Genomic DNA, 16,585 nt, shown 5'->3' with positions numbered 1-16,585 from the left:
TGGCAATATCGCAGCAGGCTGACGGTCAGAGCGGAACGCGAAGCGCCCCGTCGATCAGCTCGGCGGCTTCCTCGGCGCCGGCGCAACCGCTCTCGACCAGGTGCTCGCGCACCAGGCGCAGCCGGTCACGCAATCGCTGCGACTCCATCCCCCGGGCCCGCTCCGCCATTTCGACCGCGGTGGCCACGGCCCGGTCCGCTTCGCCCTGCCGCAGCTCGATCTGCGCGAGCATCGCAAGGCGGTGCACCCTGCCCCTGTCGTGGGAGGGCTCATCGGCAGCCAGCGCCGCCTGTTCGCGCGCGGCCGTCAGATCGCCGAGGCTGAGCAGGGCCTCGGCCACCTGGACGTTGACCAGGCCCGGCTGCACATAACCGGTCTCGGCCGGCTCCTGGCCCGGCCTGATCCGCCCCGCCGCCGACTCGGCGCTCCTGATGGAGGACAGCGCACTGTGGCCGTCTCCCAGATGCGCGTACGCCTTGGCCTGCATGGCGTGCAGGTCGGCCGCGAGCGCGGGGCTCAGGCGCCCGCCCGCCGCCCGCAGGGCCGCCTCCGCGAAGGCGACCGCCTGGCGGTGGTCCCGCATGAACAGCGACTGGTTGACGAGCAGCGCGATGACATAAGCCCCAAGTCCCCTGTCCCCACTGGCCTTCGCGAGCCGCAGCGCCTGGTGGAAGTAGCGCTGGGCGAGGCCCTGGGCGTTGGAGTCGTACGCACAGATTCCTGCGATGGCCACCAACCCGCCGGTGGCGCGGTGGAGTTGGCGCCCGGTGGCGTCCGTGTAGCCGCCGCGAAGTAAGGGGGCGGTCTCGGCGTTGAGGAATCCGACGATGCGGGAACGGGTGGCGATGCCGCCCGCCTTGCGGTACATCAGCTCGTAGTGTTCGCGCGCCGCCCGCAGCATCTCGATGTCGGACTCGCCCACCGCGGTCTGGCCGTTGCGGGAGACGTCGGTGTCCTCCGGCGGGTTCTCCCACTCCCAGACGGGCATCACGGCCGGGGTGCCGGTGACGGCCGGGGCGTCGAGTATGTGGGTGCGCTGCTGTTCGTCCGAGCGCCACAGGGCGGTGGCCCGCTCCACGAATCCGGCGAGCGGCGAGCCGTGCGCGGAGAGCGGCTCCCCCGGCACCCCGAGGCCCACGTCGTCGAGGGTGACCCGGCGGCGCAGCCGGCCCGCGAGCACCTCGCAGATCAGGTCGGGCACCTGGCCGCGCGGCCGCTGGCCCTTCAACCACCGCGCCACCGCGGTGTGTTCGTATCTGAGTGCGAGACCTCTGGCCCGGCCCGCCTGGTTCACCCGGGCCGCGAGCCCCGCGTGCGAGATCCCCGCCTCGTCCACCAGCGCGTCGAGCAGGGTATTGGGCTGCATGAGGCCCTCCGTTGGCTCGGTGGGGTCAGCGTAATGGAGCCCGGTTCACACGGGGTGTGAACCGAGTACCCGCATTTACGCGCCGCGCTCTCTGCCCGTGGGCGCCGCCAGTCGATTGACTCGGAACCGCCTCCTCAGCGAGGCGGCCGGGCCGCCGGCTCCCCCTCGTACAGTGCGGCGGCCCGCACCCGGCGCCGTCCGCCCTGTCCGCGCTGCCCGGCACTCCCGGCAGGGCGACGGCGCCCCACACGTCAATGGCCGACCCGGGCCGTGCCACCGGCCGTCGACTGGACGGGCACCCGGACCCGGTCGTTGCGCAGGACCAGCAGGGCCACATCGTCCGAGAGCCGGCCGCCGGTGTGCCGCAGCAGCGCCCGCTGCACCTCGTCCACCACACGGCGCGGCGACACGGGCGACGCTGCGGCCGCGAGCGCGTCGCGCAGCGCGAAGAAGCGGCCGGCGCCGTCGCGGGCGTCCTCGGCGCCGTCGGTGTGCAGGCACAGCGCCTCGCCGGGCAGCAGCCGGGTGCAGTGCAGCGAGGGCAGTTCGGCCGGGAGCGGAAAGGGGCCGAGCGGCGGCAGCGGGTCGCCGGGGCTGAGCTGACGCACGCCGAGGCCGAGCCGATGGGGCCAGGGGTGGCCGCAGTTGAGGGCGTGCACATCGCCGTTGGGAGCGATCTCCAGGAGCAGTACGGTGACGAATTCCTCCGCGAGCGGGCTCTCCGGGTCGCCGCCGCCCGCGGCCGGGTGCTCGGCGCGGCAGCGCTCGCGCAGATGCCGGGCCAGCGTCCGGTCCAACCTCCGCAGTACACCGGCCAGTTGGGGCTCGTCGTGGGCGGCCTCGCGGAAGCTGCCGAGCACCGCGGCGACCGCGCCGATCGCCGCGAGCCCGTGGCCGCGTACATCGCCCATCACGACGCGCACCCCGTACGGCGTCGACATCACCTCGTAGAGGTCGCCGCCGACCGATGCCCCGCGGCTCGCGGAGAGCTGTCCGGCGGCGAGCGCGATCCCGTCGAGCCGCGGGGGCGGCGGCCTCAGCAGCACCCGCTGGGTGACCTCGGCGATGTGCCGGATCCGCCGCAGCTCCCGCTCCGCCGTGACCCGTACACCGTTGGCCAGCCACACCACGGCGATCAGGAAGGCGAGGCAGGTGGCGATCCGCAGGCCCATGCCGCTCTCGCCGGCCAGCGGGCAGCCCAGCTGCCAGGCGACGACCAGGACGAGCCAGCAGGACGGCAGGACGAGGGCGAAGGCCCGGCGGGAGCGGAGTGCGGCCGCGCAGGCCGAGGTCCTACCCGGTGTACGGATCATGCCGTCGGCCCCCCTACGCCACTGCGCCCTGTAGTACTCGGGACCGCAGGGGCCGGAAGCCGCACCGGCCTGCACGGCCGGGTTGATTCTTTCGACCGCCCGCATCCTTTTGCGCAGCTCGACCGGACTTCTCACCCGAACGAGTGAGATCGCCAGGGCTCGTCCGTGGACGGCGACAGGGGCGCACCGGGAACCCCGGTACGCCCCTGTCGGTCCGTTCTCGCGCGGGCTACGCCCCGCGCAGCACCGCGCCCGTGTGCTCGGCCGCGAGAGCCACCGCCGCGTCGCGGGCGGCGGATGCCTCCTCGACGGTCAGGGTGCGGTCGGCGGCACGGAACCGCAGCGCGTACGCCAGCGACTTCTTGCCCTCGCCGACCTGCTCGCCGCTGTAGACGTCGAACAGGCGGATGGACTCAAGGAGTTCACCGGCGCCGATGCGCAGGGAGTTCTCCACCGCGGCGGCCGGGACACCGGCGTCGACGACGAGCGCCACGTCCTGGGTGGCCACCGGGAAGGTGGAGATCGAGGGTGCCTGCACGGCGCCCTCGGCGGCCCGCTCCAGGAGGTCCAGGTCGAGCTCCATCGCGCAGCTGCGGGCGGGGAGCCCGAACGCCTTGACGACGCGCGGGTGCAGCTCGCCGGCGTGCCCGACGAGGGTCTTGACGCCCTCGGGGAACACGTACAGCTCGGCGCAGCGGCCCGGGTGCCAGGGGCCGTACTGGCCCTGGTCCACGGCGAGTTCGAGCCCTGCCTCACGGGCCACGGTCCGGGCGGCCTCGACCGCGTCGGCCCAGTCGGCCGGGCGGCCCTTGCCCCACCAGCCGGCCTGCTCGCGGGCACCGGCGATGACGACGGCGACGTGCCGCGGCTGCACGGGCAGCACGGCGTCGAGGCCGGCGATCTCCTCGTCGGTGGGGCGGCGGTCGACCGGCAGCCGGGCGGCGACACCCGGGTTGGCCGACGGGTGGAAGACCAGGCCCGTCTCGAAGAGCGCCAGGTCGTGGCTGCCGCGGCCGTCGTTGCGGCGCAGCGTGGCGAGCAGCCCCGGCAGGAGCGTGGTGCGCAGCGCCGGCTCCTCGTCGCTGAGCGGGTTGACCAGCTTCACGACGCGGCGGTTCGGGTCCTGGGCGTCGAGCCCGAGCTGGTCGAAGACCGACTCGGCGATGAACGGGTAGCTCGGCGCCTCGGTGTACCCGGCCCCGGCGAGCGCGCGGCCGACCCGGCGGTGCAGGCGCTGACGCTCCGTCAGACCACGTCCGGCGGGCGGCTTGGGCAGCGTGGAGGGCAGGTTGGCGTAGCCCTCCAGACGGATGACCTCTTCGGCGAGGTCGTTGGGCTCGGCGAGGTCGGGGCGCCAGGACGGCACGGTGACGATCAGCTCGTCCTGCCCGTACGCGTCGCAGCCGACCTCCTGGAGGCGGCGTACGACGGTCTCGCGGCCGTACTCGATGCCCGCCACGCGGTCCGGGTGGTCCGCGGGCATGGCGATGGTGCGCGGCGCGGACGGCGAGACGATCTCGGTGACGCCGGCCTCGGCCGTGCCGCCCGCGAGCAGCACGAGCAGGTCGACGGTCCGCTGGGCGGCGGCCGCCGCGGCCTGCGGGTCGACGCCGCGCTCGAAGCGCTTGGACGCCTCGGAGGACAGCTTGTGGCGGCGCGCGGTGCGGGCGATGGCCACCGCGTCGAAGTGCGCGGCCTCGATGACGACGTCGGTGGTGCCCGCGACCACGCCGGTCTCGGGGTCCGCGACGGAGTCGGCGATCTCGGTGTTGGCACCGCCCATCACACCGGCGAGCCCGATGGGGCCCCGGCTGTCGGTGATGACCAGGTCCGCGGCGTCCAGCTTGCGCTTGGTGCCGTCGAGGGTGACGAGGAGCTCGCCCTGCTCGGCCCGGCGGACCCCGATGGGTCCCTCGACCCGGGTGCGGTCGTAGGCGTGCAGCGGCTGGCCGAGCTCGATCATCACGTAGTTGGTGATGTCGACGGCGAGCGAGATCGGACGCATCCCGGCCTTTTGCAGCCGGCGCTGGAGCCAGATCGGCGAGCGGGCCTCGGGGTCGAGACCGGTCACGGTGCGCGCGGTGAAGCGGTCGCAGCCGATCGGGTCGGCGATCTTCACCGGGTAGCCGTAGGAGTTGGGCGCGGGCACGTCGAGCAGAGCCGGGTCGCGCAGCGGCAGGCCGTAGGCGATGGCCGTCTCGCGGGCGACGCCGCGCATCGACAGGCAGTCGCCGCGGTTGGCGGTGACCGCGATGTCGAGGACCTCGTCGACGAGTTCGAGCAGCGCGATGGCGTCGGTGCCGACCTCGTGCTCGGGGGGCAGCACGATGATGCCGCCGGTGGTGTCCGGGCCCATGCCGAGCTCGTCGCCGGAGCAGATCATGCCGTGCGAGGTCCGGCCGTACGTCTTGCGCGCGGCGATCGCGAAGTCACCGGGCAGCACGGCGCCGGGCAGCACCACGACGACCTTGTCGCCGACCGCGAAGTTGCGGGCGCCGCAGACGATCTCCTGGGGCTCGCCGGTGCCGTTGGCCTGACCGACGTCGACCGTGCAGAAGCGGATGGGCTTCTTGAAGCCCTCCAGCTCCTCGATGGTGAGGACCTTGCCGACGACGAGCGGGCCCTTGAGCCCGGCGCCGAGCTGCTCGACGGTCTCGACCTCAAGGCCGGCGTCGACGAGCTTGGCCTGCACGTCGCGGCCGGTCTCGGTGGCCGGCAGGTCGACGTACTCCCGCAGCCAAGAAAGCGGGACCCGCATCAGATCTCCATCCCGAACGGCCGGGTGAACCGGACGTCACCCTCGACCATGTCTCGCATGTCTTCGACGTTGTGGCGGAACATCAGCATCCGTTCGATGCCGAAGCCGAAGGCGAATCCGCTGTACTTCTGGGGGTCCACGCCGCAGGCGGTGAGCACCTTCGGGTTGACCATGCCGCAGCCGCCGAGCTCGATCCAGCCCTCGGAGGAGCAGGTGCGGCAGGGGCGGTCCGGGTTGCCGACGGACTCGCCGCGGCAGACGTAGCAGACCATGTCCATCTCGGCGGACGGCTCGGTGAACGGGAAGAAGTTCGGCCGCAGCCGCGTCTTGATGTCCTCGCCGAAGAGCGCCTTGACCATGTGGTCGAGGGTGCCCTTGAGGTCGGCCATGGTGAGGCCCTCGTCGACGGCGAGCAGCTCGACCTGGCGGAAGACCGGGCTGTGCGTGGCGTCGAGCTCGTCGGTGCGGTAGACGCGGCCGGGGCAGATCACGTACACCGGCGGCTCGCGGTCGAGCATCGAGCGGATCTGCACGGGCGAGGTGTGCGTGCGCAGCACGACGCCGGAGTTCGCGGAACCCTCCGGTCCCTGCACGAAGAAGGTGTCGTGCTCGGTGCGGGCCGGGTGGTCCGGGCCGATGTTGAGCGCGTCGAAGGTGAACCACTCGGCCTCGGCCTCGGGGCCCTCGGCGACCTCGTAGCCCATGGCCACGAAGACGTCCTCGATGCGCTCGGAGAGCGTGGTCAGCGGGTGGCGGGCGCCGGCCGGTACCCGGTCGTGGGGCAGCGTGACGTCCACCGCCTCCTCGACCAGGACGCGGGCGTCCCGCTCGTCCTCCAGCTCGGCCTGGCGGGCGGTCAGGGCCTTGTTCACGGCGCCGCGGGCCATGCCCACGAGCTTGCCGGCCGCGGCCTTGGCCTGCGGCGGCAGCGCGCCGATCTCGCGGTTGGCGAGCGAGAGGGGCGAGGTGCCTCCGGTGTGCGCGGTCTTCGCCTGGGCGAGCGCTTCGAGGTCGCTCGCGGCGGCGAAGGCGGCAAGCGCCTCGTCCCGCATGCGCTCGATCTCTTCCGGTTTCAGCGCCTCGACCTCAACAGGGTCGTACGACTTATTGGGTGCCGACATCTCTTCCCGTGCTTCCGATTGTCCCCCAGCCAACGCTGGGAGGTGCCCCCAAGCCGGGGGTCCCCGCGACGCGACAGCGATACCGCGAATAGCGCGCGGACACAAACGCGCCAAAGGTCGAGTCTAACGGGGTGGAGGAATGTGAGTGCGCCCGTGGGCGGCTCGGGGGGCGATCTACTGGAGATACGCCGGAGCCGCCACGGGCAGGATAAATCGGAACTGGGCGCCGCCGCCGGGGCCGCGGCCGACCGTGATGGTGCCGCCGTGCGCCTCGACGATGCCCTTGACGATGTACAGGCCGAGCCCCGTCCCGCCGCGCTTGCTCCCCCGCCAGAAGCGGGTGAAGACGCGGCCCATCGACTCCTCGGGGATGCCGGGGCCTTCGTCGCTCACGGTGACGGCCGTTCCCTTCTCGTCGTGCTCGTCAATGCGGACGGGCGCTGGTGCCACCTCAATGGTGACGGTTCCCTCGCCGTGGCGCACCGCGTTTTCCAGCAGGTTGCCGAGTACCTGGTCGATCTTGTCCGGATCCGCCCAGAGGTCGGGCAGCGGCCGCTGGACGCGCACCAGGAAGCGGTCCGGGGACTGACCGGAGGCGACGTGGGCCTGGAGGTGGCGGCCGACGGCGGCCGGGACGTCCACCGGCTGGCGGCGCACTTCGAGCCGCCCGGAGTCGATGCGCGAGATGTCGAGGAGTTCGGCGATGAGCCGGGTGACGCGGTTGGCGTCCGCGTCGACGGTCTCCAGCATCAGCCGCTTCTGGTCGTCGGTGAACCGCTCCCACTTGGCCAGCAGGGTCGCGGTGAAACCCTTCACGGAGGTCAGCGGGGAGCGCAGTTCGTGGGCGACGGTGGCGATGAGTTCGGCGTGCGAGCGCTCCGTGCGCCGCCGGGCCTCGGTGGAGCGCAGGCTGACGACGACCCGGCGCACGGGCCCGGTCGGGCGCTCGCGTACGTAGCGTGCGGAGACCAGCACCTCGCGGCCGCCGGGCAGCAGCAGATTGCGTTCGGGCTGGCCGACCCGGATGGCGAGGCCGCCGTACGGGTCGGTGAGCTGCCACCAGCGGCGGCCCTTGAGGTCTTCGAGCGGCAGCGCGCGCTCCAGCGGGAAGCCGAGCGCCTCGTGCTTGGCGACCGCCGTGATCCTCACCGCGGCGGCGTTGAAGCAGATCACCTGCCCCTTGTCGTCGGCGACCACGATGCCGTCGGGCAGGTCGTCGGGGTCGAAGCCGAGGACATCAGGACGGGCGGACGGACACAGCGCGGTGCTGTTGCCGGTGCTGCTCATGCCGACAGCCATCCCCGTATCCCACCTCTCCGAAGCGCTGAGTGGGCCCCCGAGCCCGCAACACTACTAGTACGAGGTCACGGAGCGGCACCCTCCCGCAGCTCGCTGCGCACGGGCGGAGCCGTAGAGACACACGGCGGCGGCGGTCGCGAGGTTGAGGCTCTCGGCCTTGCCGTGGATGGGCACGCGTACCACGGCGTCCGCGAGTGCGCGGGTCTCCTCGGGCAGGCCCCAGGCCTCGTTGCCGAAGATCCACGCGGTGGGCCCGCCCATGGTCCCCGCGTCGAGCTCGGCGTCGAGGTCGTCCTCGCCCGCGCCGTCGGCCGCCAGGATGCGCACGCCCGCGTCCCGCAGGCCCTGGACGGCCTGCTCCACCGGGACGCCCACGGCGACCGGCAGGTGGAAGAGCGAACCGACCGACGCGCGCACGGACTTGGGGTTGTAGAGGTCGACGGAGGCGTCGGTGAGGACGACCGCGTCGGCGCCGGCGGCGTCCGCGCAGCGCAGCACGGTGCCCGCGTTCCCGGGGTCGCGGACGTGCGCGAGCACGGCGACGAGCTTCGGCTTCGCCTTGAGGATCTCCTCGAACGGGGAGTCCAGGAAGCGGCAGACGCCGACGATGCCCTGCGGGGTGACCGTCTGCGACACCTCGGCGAGCACCTCGTCGTCGGCGTGGTGGACGCGGGCGCCCGCTTCGAGGGCGGCGGTCACGATGTCCGCGTACCGCTCGGCGGCCTCGACGGTGGTGAACAGCTCGATGAGGGTGGGCTCGCCGTCGCTGCGGTGCTCGACGGCCTCGCGCACGGCCTGCGGCCCCTCGGCGATGAACCGGCGTTCCTTGCCCCGGAAGTTGCGCCGGGCGAGCCGGCGGGCGGCGGCGACGCGCGGGGAACGCGGGGAGATCAACTCGGGGGTGGGCATGTACTCGCGGTCTCTCTACGAGGGGGCGGGGGCAGTCCCGCTGGGGCGCGGGGAACCGCGCGACCAGCCACGCACAACCCGCCGTCACAAGCGGGCCGGCCCAAGAAGGCCGGGGTTTTGGAACGCACGGACCCGCAGGCCATCGGCCTGCGGGTCCGGTCCGGCTCAACAAGCCGTCAGGCGCTTACGCGGCCTTCGGGGCGTTGACGTCGCTCGGGAGGGCCTTCTGGGCCACCTCGACGAGCGCGGCGAACGCGTTGGCGTCGTTGACCGCGAGCTCGGCCAGGATCTTGCGGTCCACCTCGATGTTGGCGGCCTTCAGACCCTGGATGAGGCGGTTGTACGTCATGCCGTTCTGGCGGGCAGCGGCGTTGATGCGCTGGATCCACAGCTGACGGAAGTCGCCCTTGCGCTTCTTGCGGTCGTTGTAGTTGTAGACCAGCGAGTGGGTGACCTGCTCCTTGGCCTTGCGGTACAGGCGCGAACGCTGACCGCGGTAGCCGGAGGCCGCCTCGAGGATCGCCCGGCGCTTCTTGTGGGCGTTTACTGCCCGCTTGACGCGTGCCACTTGTTAACTCCTTGTAGCGGGGCCGTGGTTGGACTCACACGACCCGAAATCGAATAGGTCCCGGTCTCGACGTTCCGCCTCCGTGGTGAGGAGGCGGAGGACGTCACTTGCCGAGAAGCTTCTTGATCTTCTTGGCGTCGGCCGGAGCCACGACGACCGTGCCCGTCAGCGAGCGGGTCTTCTTGGACGACTTGTGCTCGAGCAGGTGGCGCTTGCCGGCGCGCTCACGGAGCACCTTGCCGGAGCCGGTGATCTTGAAGCGCTTGCTGGCACCGCTGTGCGACTTGTTCTTCGGCATAGCGCCGTTATCTCCTCGTCAGTGGCGCTCCCAGCCGGTCCGGGGACCGGCGCTCGGGAGCGTCATATGTATCGGTTGATATCCGGAACGGGCTGTCCCGGAATCAGGCCTCGGCGGGGTGTTCCTCGGCCACGGCTTCAGCGACGGGCGCCTCCGCAACGGCCTCGTCCTGGGCGGACTCGTCCGCCTGGGCCGACAGACCCTGACGCTCCGCCTTGCGGGCCGCCTGGGCCTCGCGGGCTTCGGCCATCGCCTCGGTCTTCTTCTTGTGCGGACCGAGAACCATGATCATGTTTCGGCCGTCCTGCTTCGGGCTGGACTCGACGAAGCCGAGGTCCTCCACGTCCGAAGCGAGGCGCTGGAGCAGTCGGTAGCCGAGTTCCGGCCGGGACTGCTCGCGACCACGGAACATGATCGTGATCTTGACCTTGTCGCCCTGCTTGAGGAACCGGACGACGTGACCCTTTTTGGTGTCGTAGTCGTGCGGGTCGATCTTCGGCCGGAGCTTCATCTCCTTGATGACCGTGTGCGCCTGGTTCTTGCGCGCCTCACGGGCCTTCATGGCCGACTCGTACTTGAACTTCCCGTAGTCCATGAGCTTGCACACGGGCGGACGGGCGGTCGCCGCCACCTCGACCAGGTCGAGGTCGTACTCCTGTGCGAGCTCCAGGGCCTTGGCAAGCGGAACGATTCCGACCTGCTCGCCACTGGGGCCGACAAGTCGCACCTCGGGCACGCGAATCCGGTCGTTGATGCGGGGCTCGGCGCTGATGGATCCTCCTCGGTAGCACCACACGACTGCCTGGCAGACAGCCGCGTACGTCTGTATTGACGTGACCAACCGACTCGGGACACAAAAAATGCCCCGGGACGGACACAGGCGGGGCTCCAAGAAAACCGGAACACCGCCGCGGTCTACCGCGGGGCGCACATCGGGCGGCTCCATCGTCCGTACGGAACGATGGTGGCCACCTGACCGGATGACCCGCCGCCCCGGAGGGTGGTCGGGTGGGAGATCGGAGCCTCCACTTGTGGGCCGGGCACACGTGCCTGGCCGGTCGTTACACAAGGTTAGCAGCAACGGGACGGACGGGCTAATCGAGTGCCTGGGCGGAGCGCGGGCCCGCACCGCATATCGTGTGGGGCATGAGTGAAACGCCCCCCAATCAGCCCGCAGACTTCGACACCATGGCCCGCGACATCGCGGAGGTTCCCGCCGTCGAGGTGATCGTGACGGTCGCCGTGAACCTGATGAGCGCCGCCGCCGTGAAGCTCGGTCTTACCGAGGAGGGCGACCAGTACAAGGACCTCGACGAGGCCCGCAAGCTGGTGCACGCCCTGGCCGGTCTGCTCGACGCCGGGGCGACCGAGATCTCGTCCTTCCACGCGGCCCCGCTGCGCGACGGCCTGAAGTCGCTCCAGCTGGCGTTCCGCGAGGCGTCGGTCGTGCCGGACGAGCCGGGCCAGGGGCCGGGCGAGAAGTACACCGGGGCCGTCTTCGGCTGAGCCCCTTCAGCACGGGCCGCTCCTCCCCTTTCAGCGGGTGAAGAGCGGCTCGTTCGGCGGCGGGGCCTGCGGCGGCAGCAGCGCGAGGTCCAGGCCACGTACCAGCCTGGCCCGCAGGGTCTCGTCGGCGGCGATCAGCTCGGCGACCCGGCGGGCCGCCTCGGCCGGCACCTCCCCGTCGGCGAGGACCAGGGCGAGCGTGCCGTCCGCGCTGCCGGGGCCGAGGTGGGCACGCAGCACCGCCGGGACGGCTGCCACCGCCGAGCGCACCGCGCCCAGCACCGACGGATCCTCCAGCGGGTCCGCGCTGGTGCGCCCCTCCGCCAGGGCCAGCAGGGCCGCGCCCTTCAGTTCGTAGGCGACCGGACCCGCGAGGTCGATGACCACGGTGTCGGCCTTCTCGTGCACGGCGGCCGCCAGCGCCTGGTGCAGCGGGACGGCGACCGGCCGGGCCTCGGGGTCCCACCGGGCCAGCGCCTCGATCGACGTGAACGCGGGCAGCGCCGTGCGGTCGCCCGCCTTCAGGGTGGGGACGGCCATGTCACTGGTCTTCTCCCGCTTCAGACCGTGTCCGTCGATCTCGCTCTCGCCGAGCATCGCCACCACGGGCACGAGCAGCCTGGCCGTGCTCAGCGCGGCGAGCACCCGCGGCTCGGCCGCCCGGTCCTGCGCCCAGGCGGCGAGCGCCGCGGTCAGTTCGGGGGCGGCAGTGCCGTCGTCGTCGGAGAAACCGGAATCCGGAATGTTCTTGAGCGCCACGGCACGAGCCTAACCGGGGGCGGTGCCGGGTCCGGCACGGCCTTCGAAAGGCCCGGCCTCAGAGCCACTCGCGCGGGGTCCTGACGCGGGTGGAGCGCCACAGGACGACGCCCGCGGCCAGCAGCAGGACGCCACCGCCCGCGGAGACGGGGGCCAGCCAGTCGGCCGGGGAGTCGTCGGCGGCGGGCGCGTTGGGGCCGCTGCCGAAATAGGTCTTGGAGTACGCCGTGGACTGCGAGCGCAGCCCGGCGGGCTTCAGCTTCGCGGCGGCGGTGAGGGCCGCGGCCGGATCGACCATGCCGTAGCCGCGCGCGTCGTCGCGGCCGCTCTGGGGGGCGTCCCGAGCGGTGTCGGCGAGCAACGTCTTGATCTGCGCCGGGGTGAGCCCGGGGTTCACGGAACGGACGAGGGCGACGGCGCCGGAGACGAACGCGGAGGCGGCGCTGGTGCCCCAGCCCTCGTAGTACTTGCGGTCCGGGTCCGCTATGACGACATCGACGCCGGGGGCGCTGACGGTGGCGTACCAGCGGCGGGTGGAGAAGGAGGCGTGGGTGCCGTTCCGGTCGACGGCGGCCACCGCGATGACGCCGGGGTAGGCGGCCGGGTAGGAGATGTGGTCGCCCTGGTCGCCGCCGTTGCCCGCGGAGGCCACCACGACGGCGCCCTTGCCGAGGGCGTACTGGATGGCTGCGTCCTCGGCGGGTTCGGGGTGGGCGGAGGCGCTGTCGTCGCCGAGCGAGAGGTTGATGACGTCGGCACCGTTGTCGGCGGCCCAGCGGATGCCGTCGGCCAGCGCGCCGCCCTTGGTCTCGCGGGCCTGTTTGCGGGCCGGGTCGGTGGATTCCAGGATGACGCGGACCGGGAGGATCCTGGCCTCGGGGGCGATGCCGAGCACCCCGGACTCGTTTCCGGCGCCGTGCCCGTGGCCCGCGATGATGCCGGCCATGGCGGTGCCGTGCCGGGCCCAGTCGCGGCTGCCCTGGCCCGCGCCGAAACCGATGAGGTCGGTGCCGGGAAGTACCTGCCCGGCGAGGTCGGGGTGGCCGGCGTCGACGCCTGTGTCGAGGACCGCCACCGTGATGCCCTTGCCCTTGGTCGTACGCCACGCCTGCTGGGTGTGCATCGCACCGAGCTCCCACTGGCGGTCGCGGATGCCGTCGGCGCGGGCCGGGGCCGCGGTCAGCAGCAGGGTGAGCGCAGCGGCCGACGCGAGTGCGGCGGTGCGGCGCAGCCGGAGGGCGGGCTTCGTCATCGGGCGGGCTCCGGGGTGGCGGCGGCCTTCTTGCGCAGACCGCGTGCGACGTTGTCCGCGATGCCCTTCGCCTCGAAGCCCAGGCCGGCTTCGGCGACGGAGCCGCTCGCTCCCTCGGCGGTGGCCTGGTCGGCGGACTGGGGCACGGCGACCGGGCGGCCGTCGGCGAACCCGGAGACAGCGGTGACGACGACGGGTGCGTCGGTGAGGACCCGTACGGTCCAGCTCGCGCGCTGCTTGTCGCCGAAGGCGGCGGCCTCGGTGCCCTTGACGGGGTAGCTGCGCGGCATCAGATCGGTGCGGTCGCCGAGCTTCTCGGTGGCGAACCGGTTCTCCAGGGCGGTCATCGCGTCGGGTTCGGCCTGGGTGAAGATCAGGCCGACGGTGGTGACGCTGCTGGCGGTCGCGTCGGTGTAGGTGGCGCGCACCATGCGGGCGCAGCCGACCGGTTCGAGCACCTTGAGCAGCAGCGGGTCGAGGGTGCCCGCGCAGTCGCTGTCGGGGGCGACGCCGACCCGGATCCAGTCGCGGTCGGCGCCGCCGGGGCCCGCGCCGGTGCCGGTGATGGTGCGGGGGAAGAGCGTGTCGACCGGCACGCTGTGCCAGAGGTCGCGGGCGGCGGTGTAGTTGCTGCGGTCGGCGGGGCCGCCGGAGTCGTCGCCGAGCCAGGTTCCGGCGGCGGCCCCGCCGAGCAGGCCCGCGCCGAGAACCACGCAGACGGCGGCCGCGGCGACGATTCCGGGCCGCCGCGCGGGCACCGGACGCAGCGCGGTGGGCTCGTCCGAGAGGGGTTCCGGGGGCAGCAGCGGCCGCGGCGGGGCGGGGGGCGGCGGGGGTATGACAGGCGGCACGGGGGTCGAATTCATGCGCGGTATGGGCTTGTTCGGCAGGACCGGGCCCGGGTCGATCAGGTCGAGGGCCGAGCGGAGCCGGCTCGCGGCGTCGTCGGCGTCCGGCTGGGCGGGGACCCGTGCGTCCGGCTGTGCGGGGGTCTGTGCGGGGTCGTCGGCATGCTCGGGCGCCGGTGCGGGTGGCGGCGGTTGGGGGGTGCTGGGGGGTCGTGCGTCGGTGGTCATACGCCCCCCCCTCGTGCCCCTCTTGCCGTCCAGTTCAGCCCGTTCCGCTCGGGCGTCACTCTACGGGCTGATCCTGTGCGGGCCGAGACCGGTCCGGGCCGTCGCGGCATCTGCCCCGATCGTCCCCCTACCTTGTGGTAACCGGGTCTGGCAGGCTTTGGCCATGACACCCCGCGCCGCTGACCGCGCCCGGTACGACCGGGCGACCGCTCATCTCGACGCGCCCGTCGCGATCGTCGATCTGGAGGCGTTCGACGCCAACGCGGACGATCTGGTGCACCGGGCCGCCGGCAAGCCGGTCCGGGTGGCCAGCAAGTCGGTGCGGTGCCGCGCCCTGCTTGAACGGGTGCTCGCCCGGCCCGGTTTCGCCGGCCTGATGTCCTTCACGCTCGCCGAGTCGCTATGGCTGGCGCGGGCCGGGTTCGACGATGTCCTGCTGGCCTATCCGTCGGCTGACCGGGCCTCCTTCGCCGAGCTGACCTCGGACCCCAAGCTGACGGCGGCCGTCACCGTCATGATCGACGATCCGGCACAGCTCGACCTCGTGGACCGGGCGCGCGAGCGCGACGACCTGGAGGTACGGGTCTGCCTGGAACTGGACACCTCGCTCCAGCTCCTCGGCGGCCGGGTGCGCGTCGGCGCGCGCCGCTCCCCGCTGCGCACCCCGGCCCAACTCGCCGATCTGGCCCGCTCGGTGGTGCGGCGGCCGGGCTTCACGCTGGTGGGCCTGATGGCGTACGAGGGCCATGTGGCCGGGGTCGGGGACGCGGTGGCGGGGCGCCCGGTGCGCTCGCGCGCGATCCGGCTGATGCAGGCGGCGGCCCGCAGGGAGCTGGCGGCGCGGCGCGGCGAGGTGGTGCGCGCGGTGCGGGCGGTGGCGGGGGACCTGGAGTTCGTCAACGGCGGCGGCACGGGCAGCGTCCAGCACACGGCGGCCGAGGCCGCGGTGACCGAGGTCGCCGCGGGGTCGGGCCTGTACGTGCCGCGGCTCTTCGACAACTACACGTCGTTCAGCGGGCGTCCGGCGGCGCTGTTCGCCCAGCCGGTGGTGCGCCGGCCGGGGGTCGGGGTCGTCACGGTCCTGGGCGGCGGCTATCCGGCGTCCGGCGCGCCCGGCGCGGACCGCCTTCCGGTGCCGTACCTGCCGGAGGGGCTGCGCTACGACCCGCAGGAGGGCGCGGGAGAGGTGCAGACACCGCTGCTCGGCTCCCCCGCCGACGATCTGCTGATCGGCGACAAGGTGTGGTTCCGGCACGCGAAGGCGGGCGAACTGTGCGAGCGTTTCGATGAGTTGCAGCTCGTCGAGGGCGACCGGGTGACGGCGACCGTGCCGACGTACCGGGGCGAGGGCCGCACGTTCCTGTAGGGGGGCGGCCGAGGTCAGAGGGACGGCGGGGCGAGACTGCTGCCGACGCCGCCGTTCTGTCCGCCTCCGATGGGCGTGATGCCCCGGGTGATGGTGTCCATGAGGGCGAGCGGCGGCCCGGCGGGGCCCGCGTCGAAGGCGAACCTCGCGATGATCATCGCCTCGCTGCCGACGGTCGAGGGGAAGGCGAGCGACTCGACGTAACCGCCGGGCCCCGCACCGGTCCTGACCTCCCAGCGCACCAGGTAGCCGGTGCGGCCGTTCACCACCACGGGGCCGGTCCTGACCTCGCGGTGCGAGGTGATCCCGCCGTACAGGCGGCTACCGGCCGGGTCGCGGTCGTAGGTGGCGTTCGCCGCGTCGCCGATGTCGTGCTTGGCGATGGCCTCGGCGGTCTTCAGGTCGGTGGAGGTCGCCGTGGTGGTGGTGACCCTGCCGTGGGGGCAGAAGCCGGAGTCCCCGGGGCAGTTGTAGGTGTCCTTGGTCTGCATGGTGACGAGCCCGCTGACCATGTCGTCCGTCTTCTCCCAGCCGTCCGGGATCGGCAGGGTGATGCCGTTGAGCTGGTCCACGAGGGTGTGCGGGTCGCTGGAGGGCTGCGAACTCGCCTTCGGCGTCGGGGAGTTGGTGGCACCGGTCGCCGTGATGCCCGTGGTGCTGCCCGCCGCCTTCGGCGTCCCGGCGTCGCCTTTACCGAGGAGCGCGACCCCGCCGACGGCCGCGGCCACCAGGACCACGACCGCGGCCGCCACCAGCGGACCACGGCGCCGCGGCGTGGGAGACCCGGCGACGACGGTGACCGGCTGGGACGGGGTGACCGGCCGGCTCGGCCCGTAAGCCTGCTCTCCCTGCGCTCTGGTGTGGCCGGTCCAGGCTGTGCCGTCCCACCAGCGCTCGACACCGGGCGCGCCCGGGTCCGGGTACCAGCCGGGCGGGGTCGTCATGGTCATGGCCACACCCTAGAGCCTGAGGCTCTGCCCCAGGGGTGTCCCGC

Annotated in this window: 15 protein-coding genes; 2 read left to right on the top strand and 13 right to left on the bottom strand. The window is 72.7% G+C overall.

What is annotated here, in order from left to right; translation table 11 throughout:
• Window positions 1-25: 25 nt before the first annotated feature.
• The 9 genes from OG522_RS29935 to infC form a co-directional block, all read right to left on the bottom strand.
• Complete coding sequence (locus OG522_RS29935) at window positions 26-1,366, bottom strand: transcriptional regulator (protein WP_329466142.1); 1,341 nt, start codon at window positions 1,364-1,366, stop codon at window positions 26-28.
• Window positions 1,367-1,617: 251 nt separating this feature from the next.
• The gene (locus OG522_RS29930) at window positions 1,618-2,679 is read right to left on the bottom strand and encodes a PP2C family protein-serine/threonine phosphatase (RefSeq protein WP_329466141.1); all 1,062 of its coding nucleotides are present in this window, start codon (window positions 2,677-2,679) and stop codon (window positions 1,618-1,620) included.
• 229 nt (window positions 2,680-2,908) lie between these two features.
• Window positions 2,909-5,437 (bottom strand): phenylalanine--tRNA ligase subunit beta, encoded by a 2,529-nt coding sequence (gene pheT, locus OG522_RS29925; protein ID WP_329466140.1) that lies wholly within the window; start codon window positions 5,435-5,437, stop codon window positions 2,909-2,911.
• Window positions 5,437-6,558: a phenylalanine--tRNA ligase subunit alpha gene (gene pheS, locus OG522_RS29920; protein ID WP_329466139.1), complete on the bottom strand. Its 1,122-nt coding sequence runs from the start codon at window positions 6,556-6,558 to the stop codon at window positions 5,437-5,439. The genes pheT and pheS overlap by 1 nt, the downstream gene beginning before the upstream one ends.
• Before the next feature lie 174 nt (window positions 6,559-6,732).
• On the bottom strand, window positions 6,733-7,857 hold the full coding sequence (locus OG522_RS29915) for a sensor histidine kinase (protein ID WP_382808518.1): 1,125 nt from the start codon (window positions 7,855-7,857) through the stop codon (window positions 6,733-6,735).
• A gap of 54 nt (window positions 7,858-7,911) precedes the next feature.
• A complete protein-coding gene (locus OG522_RS29910) occupies window positions 7,912-8,766 on the bottom strand; it encodes a TrmH family RNA methyltransferase (protein WP_329466137.1) in 855 nt (284 codons plus the stop codon).
• A gap of 184 nt (window positions 8,767-8,950) precedes the next feature.
• Window positions 8,951-9,334 (bottom strand): 50S ribosomal protein L20, encoded by a 384-nt coding sequence (gene rplT / locus OG522_RS29905; RefSeq protein WP_003970214.1) that lies wholly within the window; start codon window positions 9,332-9,334, stop codon window positions 8,951-8,953.
• A 103-nt stretch (window positions 9,335-9,437) separates the two neighbouring features.
• Window positions 9,438-9,632: a 50S ribosomal protein L35 gene (gene rpmI, locus OG522_RS29900; RefSeq protein ID WP_329466136.1), complete on the bottom strand. Its 195-nt coding sequence runs from the start codon at window positions 9,630-9,632 to the stop codon at window positions 9,438-9,440.
• A gap of 103 nt (window positions 9,633-9,735) precedes the next feature.
• Window positions 9,736-10,428 (bottom strand): translation initiation factor IF-3, encoded by a 693-nt coding sequence (gene infC / locus OG522_RS29895; RefSeq protein ID WP_329467793.1) that lies wholly within the window; start codon window positions 10,426-10,428, stop codon window positions 9,736-9,738.
• A gap of 350 nt (window positions 10,429-10,778) precedes the next feature.
• On the opposite strand from infC, the gene OG522_RS29890 reads away from it, so the two are divergent.
• Window positions 10,779-11,138, top strand: coding sequence for a DUF1844 domain-containing protein (locus OG522_RS29890; protein WP_329466135.1), 360 nt, complete (start codon window positions 10,779-10,781; stop codon window positions 11,136-11,138).
• Window positions 11,139-11,168: 30 nt separating this feature from the next.
• Here OG522_RS29890 and OG522_RS29885 read toward each other — a convergent pair whose 3' ends face one another.
• From OG522_RS29885 to OG522_RS29875, 3 genes are read right to left on the bottom strand one after another with little or no spacing between them, the layout of a single operon-like run.
• A complete protein-coding gene (locus OG522_RS29885; protein WP_329466134.1) occupies window positions 11,169-11,897 on the bottom strand; it encodes an SseB family protein in 729 nt (242 codons plus the stop codon).
• A gap of 58 nt (window positions 11,898-11,955) precedes the next feature.
• Window positions 11,956-13,149: a type VII secretion-associated serine protease mycosin gene (gene mycP, locus OG522_RS29880; RefSeq protein ID WP_329466132.1), complete on the bottom strand. Its 1,194-nt coding sequence runs from the start codon at window positions 13,147-13,149 to the stop codon at window positions 11,956-11,958.
• Window positions 13,146-14,015, bottom strand: coding sequence for a hypothetical protein (locus tag OG522_RS29875; protein ID WP_329467792.1), 870 nt, complete (start codon window positions 14,013-14,015; stop codon window positions 13,146-13,148). The genes mycP and OG522_RS29875 overlap by 4 nt, the downstream gene beginning before the upstream one ends.
• Before the next feature lie 373 nt (window positions 14,016-14,388).
• Here OG522_RS29875 and OG522_RS29870 point away from each other — a divergent pair, with 373 nt between their 5' ends.
• Window positions 14,389-15,591, top strand: coding sequence for an amino acid deaminase/aldolase (locus tag OG522_RS29870; RefSeq protein WP_329466131.1), 1,203 nt, complete (start codon window positions 14,389-14,391; stop codon window positions 15,589-15,591).
• 14 nt (window positions 15,592-15,605) lie between these two features.
• Here OG522_RS29870 and OG522_RS29865 read toward each other — a convergent pair whose 3' ends face one another.
• Window positions 15,606-16,541: a DUF2510 domain-containing protein gene (locus tag OG522_RS29865; RefSeq protein ID WP_329466130.1), complete on the bottom strand. Its 936-nt coding sequence runs from the start codon at window positions 16,539-16,541 to the stop codon at window positions 15,606-15,608.
• Window positions 16,542-16,585 lie beyond the last annotated feature (44 nt).

The sequence above is a fragment of the Streptomyces sp. NBC_01431 genome (genome assembly GCF_036231355.1).
GTDB lineage: Bacteria > Actinomycetota > Actinomycetes > Streptomycetales > Streptomycetaceae > Streptomyces.
Note: the sequence above shows the minus strand (reverse complement) of the source record. Positions and strands in the feature narration are given on the sequence as shown.

Excerpts from the sequence above, each read along its gene's own strand:
- pheT (WP_329466140.1), bottom strand. The coding sequence starts at position 5,437 with ATGCGGGTCCCGCTTTCTTGGCTGCGGGAGTACGTCGACCTGCCGGCC.
- OG522_RS29915 (WP_382808518.1), bottom strand. The coding sequence starts at position 7,857 with ATGGCTGTCGGCATGAGCAGCACCGGCAACAGCACCGCGCTGTGTCCG.
- OG522_RS29890 (WP_329466135.1), top strand. The coding sequence starts at position 10,779 with ATGAGTGAAACGCCCCCCAATCAGCCCGCAGACTTCGACACCATGGCC.
- OG522_RS29870 (WP_329466131.1), top strand. The coding sequence starts at position 14,389 with ATGACACCCCGCGCCGCTGACCGCGCCCGGTACGACCGGGCGACCGCT.
- OG522_RS29935 (WP_329466142.1), bottom strand. The coding sequence starts at position 1,366 with ATGCAGCCCAATACCCTGCTCGACGCGCTGGTGGACGAGGCGGGGATC.
- OG522_RS29875 (WP_329467792.1), bottom strand. The coding sequence starts at position 14,015 with ATGAATTCGACCCCCGTGCCGCCTGTCATACCCCCGCCGCCCCCCGCC.
- pheS (WP_329466139.1), bottom strand. The coding sequence starts at position 6,558 with ATGTCGGCACCCAATAAGTCGTACGACCCTGTTGAGGTCGAGGCGCTG.
- mycP (WP_329466132.1), bottom strand. The coding sequence starts at position 13,149 with ATGACGAAGCCCGCCCTCCGGCTGCGCCGCACCGCCGCACTCGCGTCG.
- OG522_RS29910 (WP_329466137.1), bottom strand. The coding sequence starts at position 8,766 with ATGCCCACCCCCGAGTTGATCTCCCCGCGTTCCCCGCGCGTCGCCGCC.
- OG522_RS29865 (WP_329466130.1), bottom strand. The coding sequence starts at position 16,541 with ATGACCATGACGACCCCGCCCGGCTGGTACCCGGACCCGGGCGCGCCC.
- OG522_RS29930 (WP_329466141.1), bottom strand. The coding sequence starts at position 2,679 with ATGATCCGTACACCGGGTAGGACCTCGGCCTGCGCGGCCGCACTCCGC.
- rpmI (WP_329466136.1), bottom strand. The coding sequence starts at position 9,632 with ATGCCGAAGAACAAGTCGCACAGCGGTGCCAGCAAGCGCTTCAAGATC.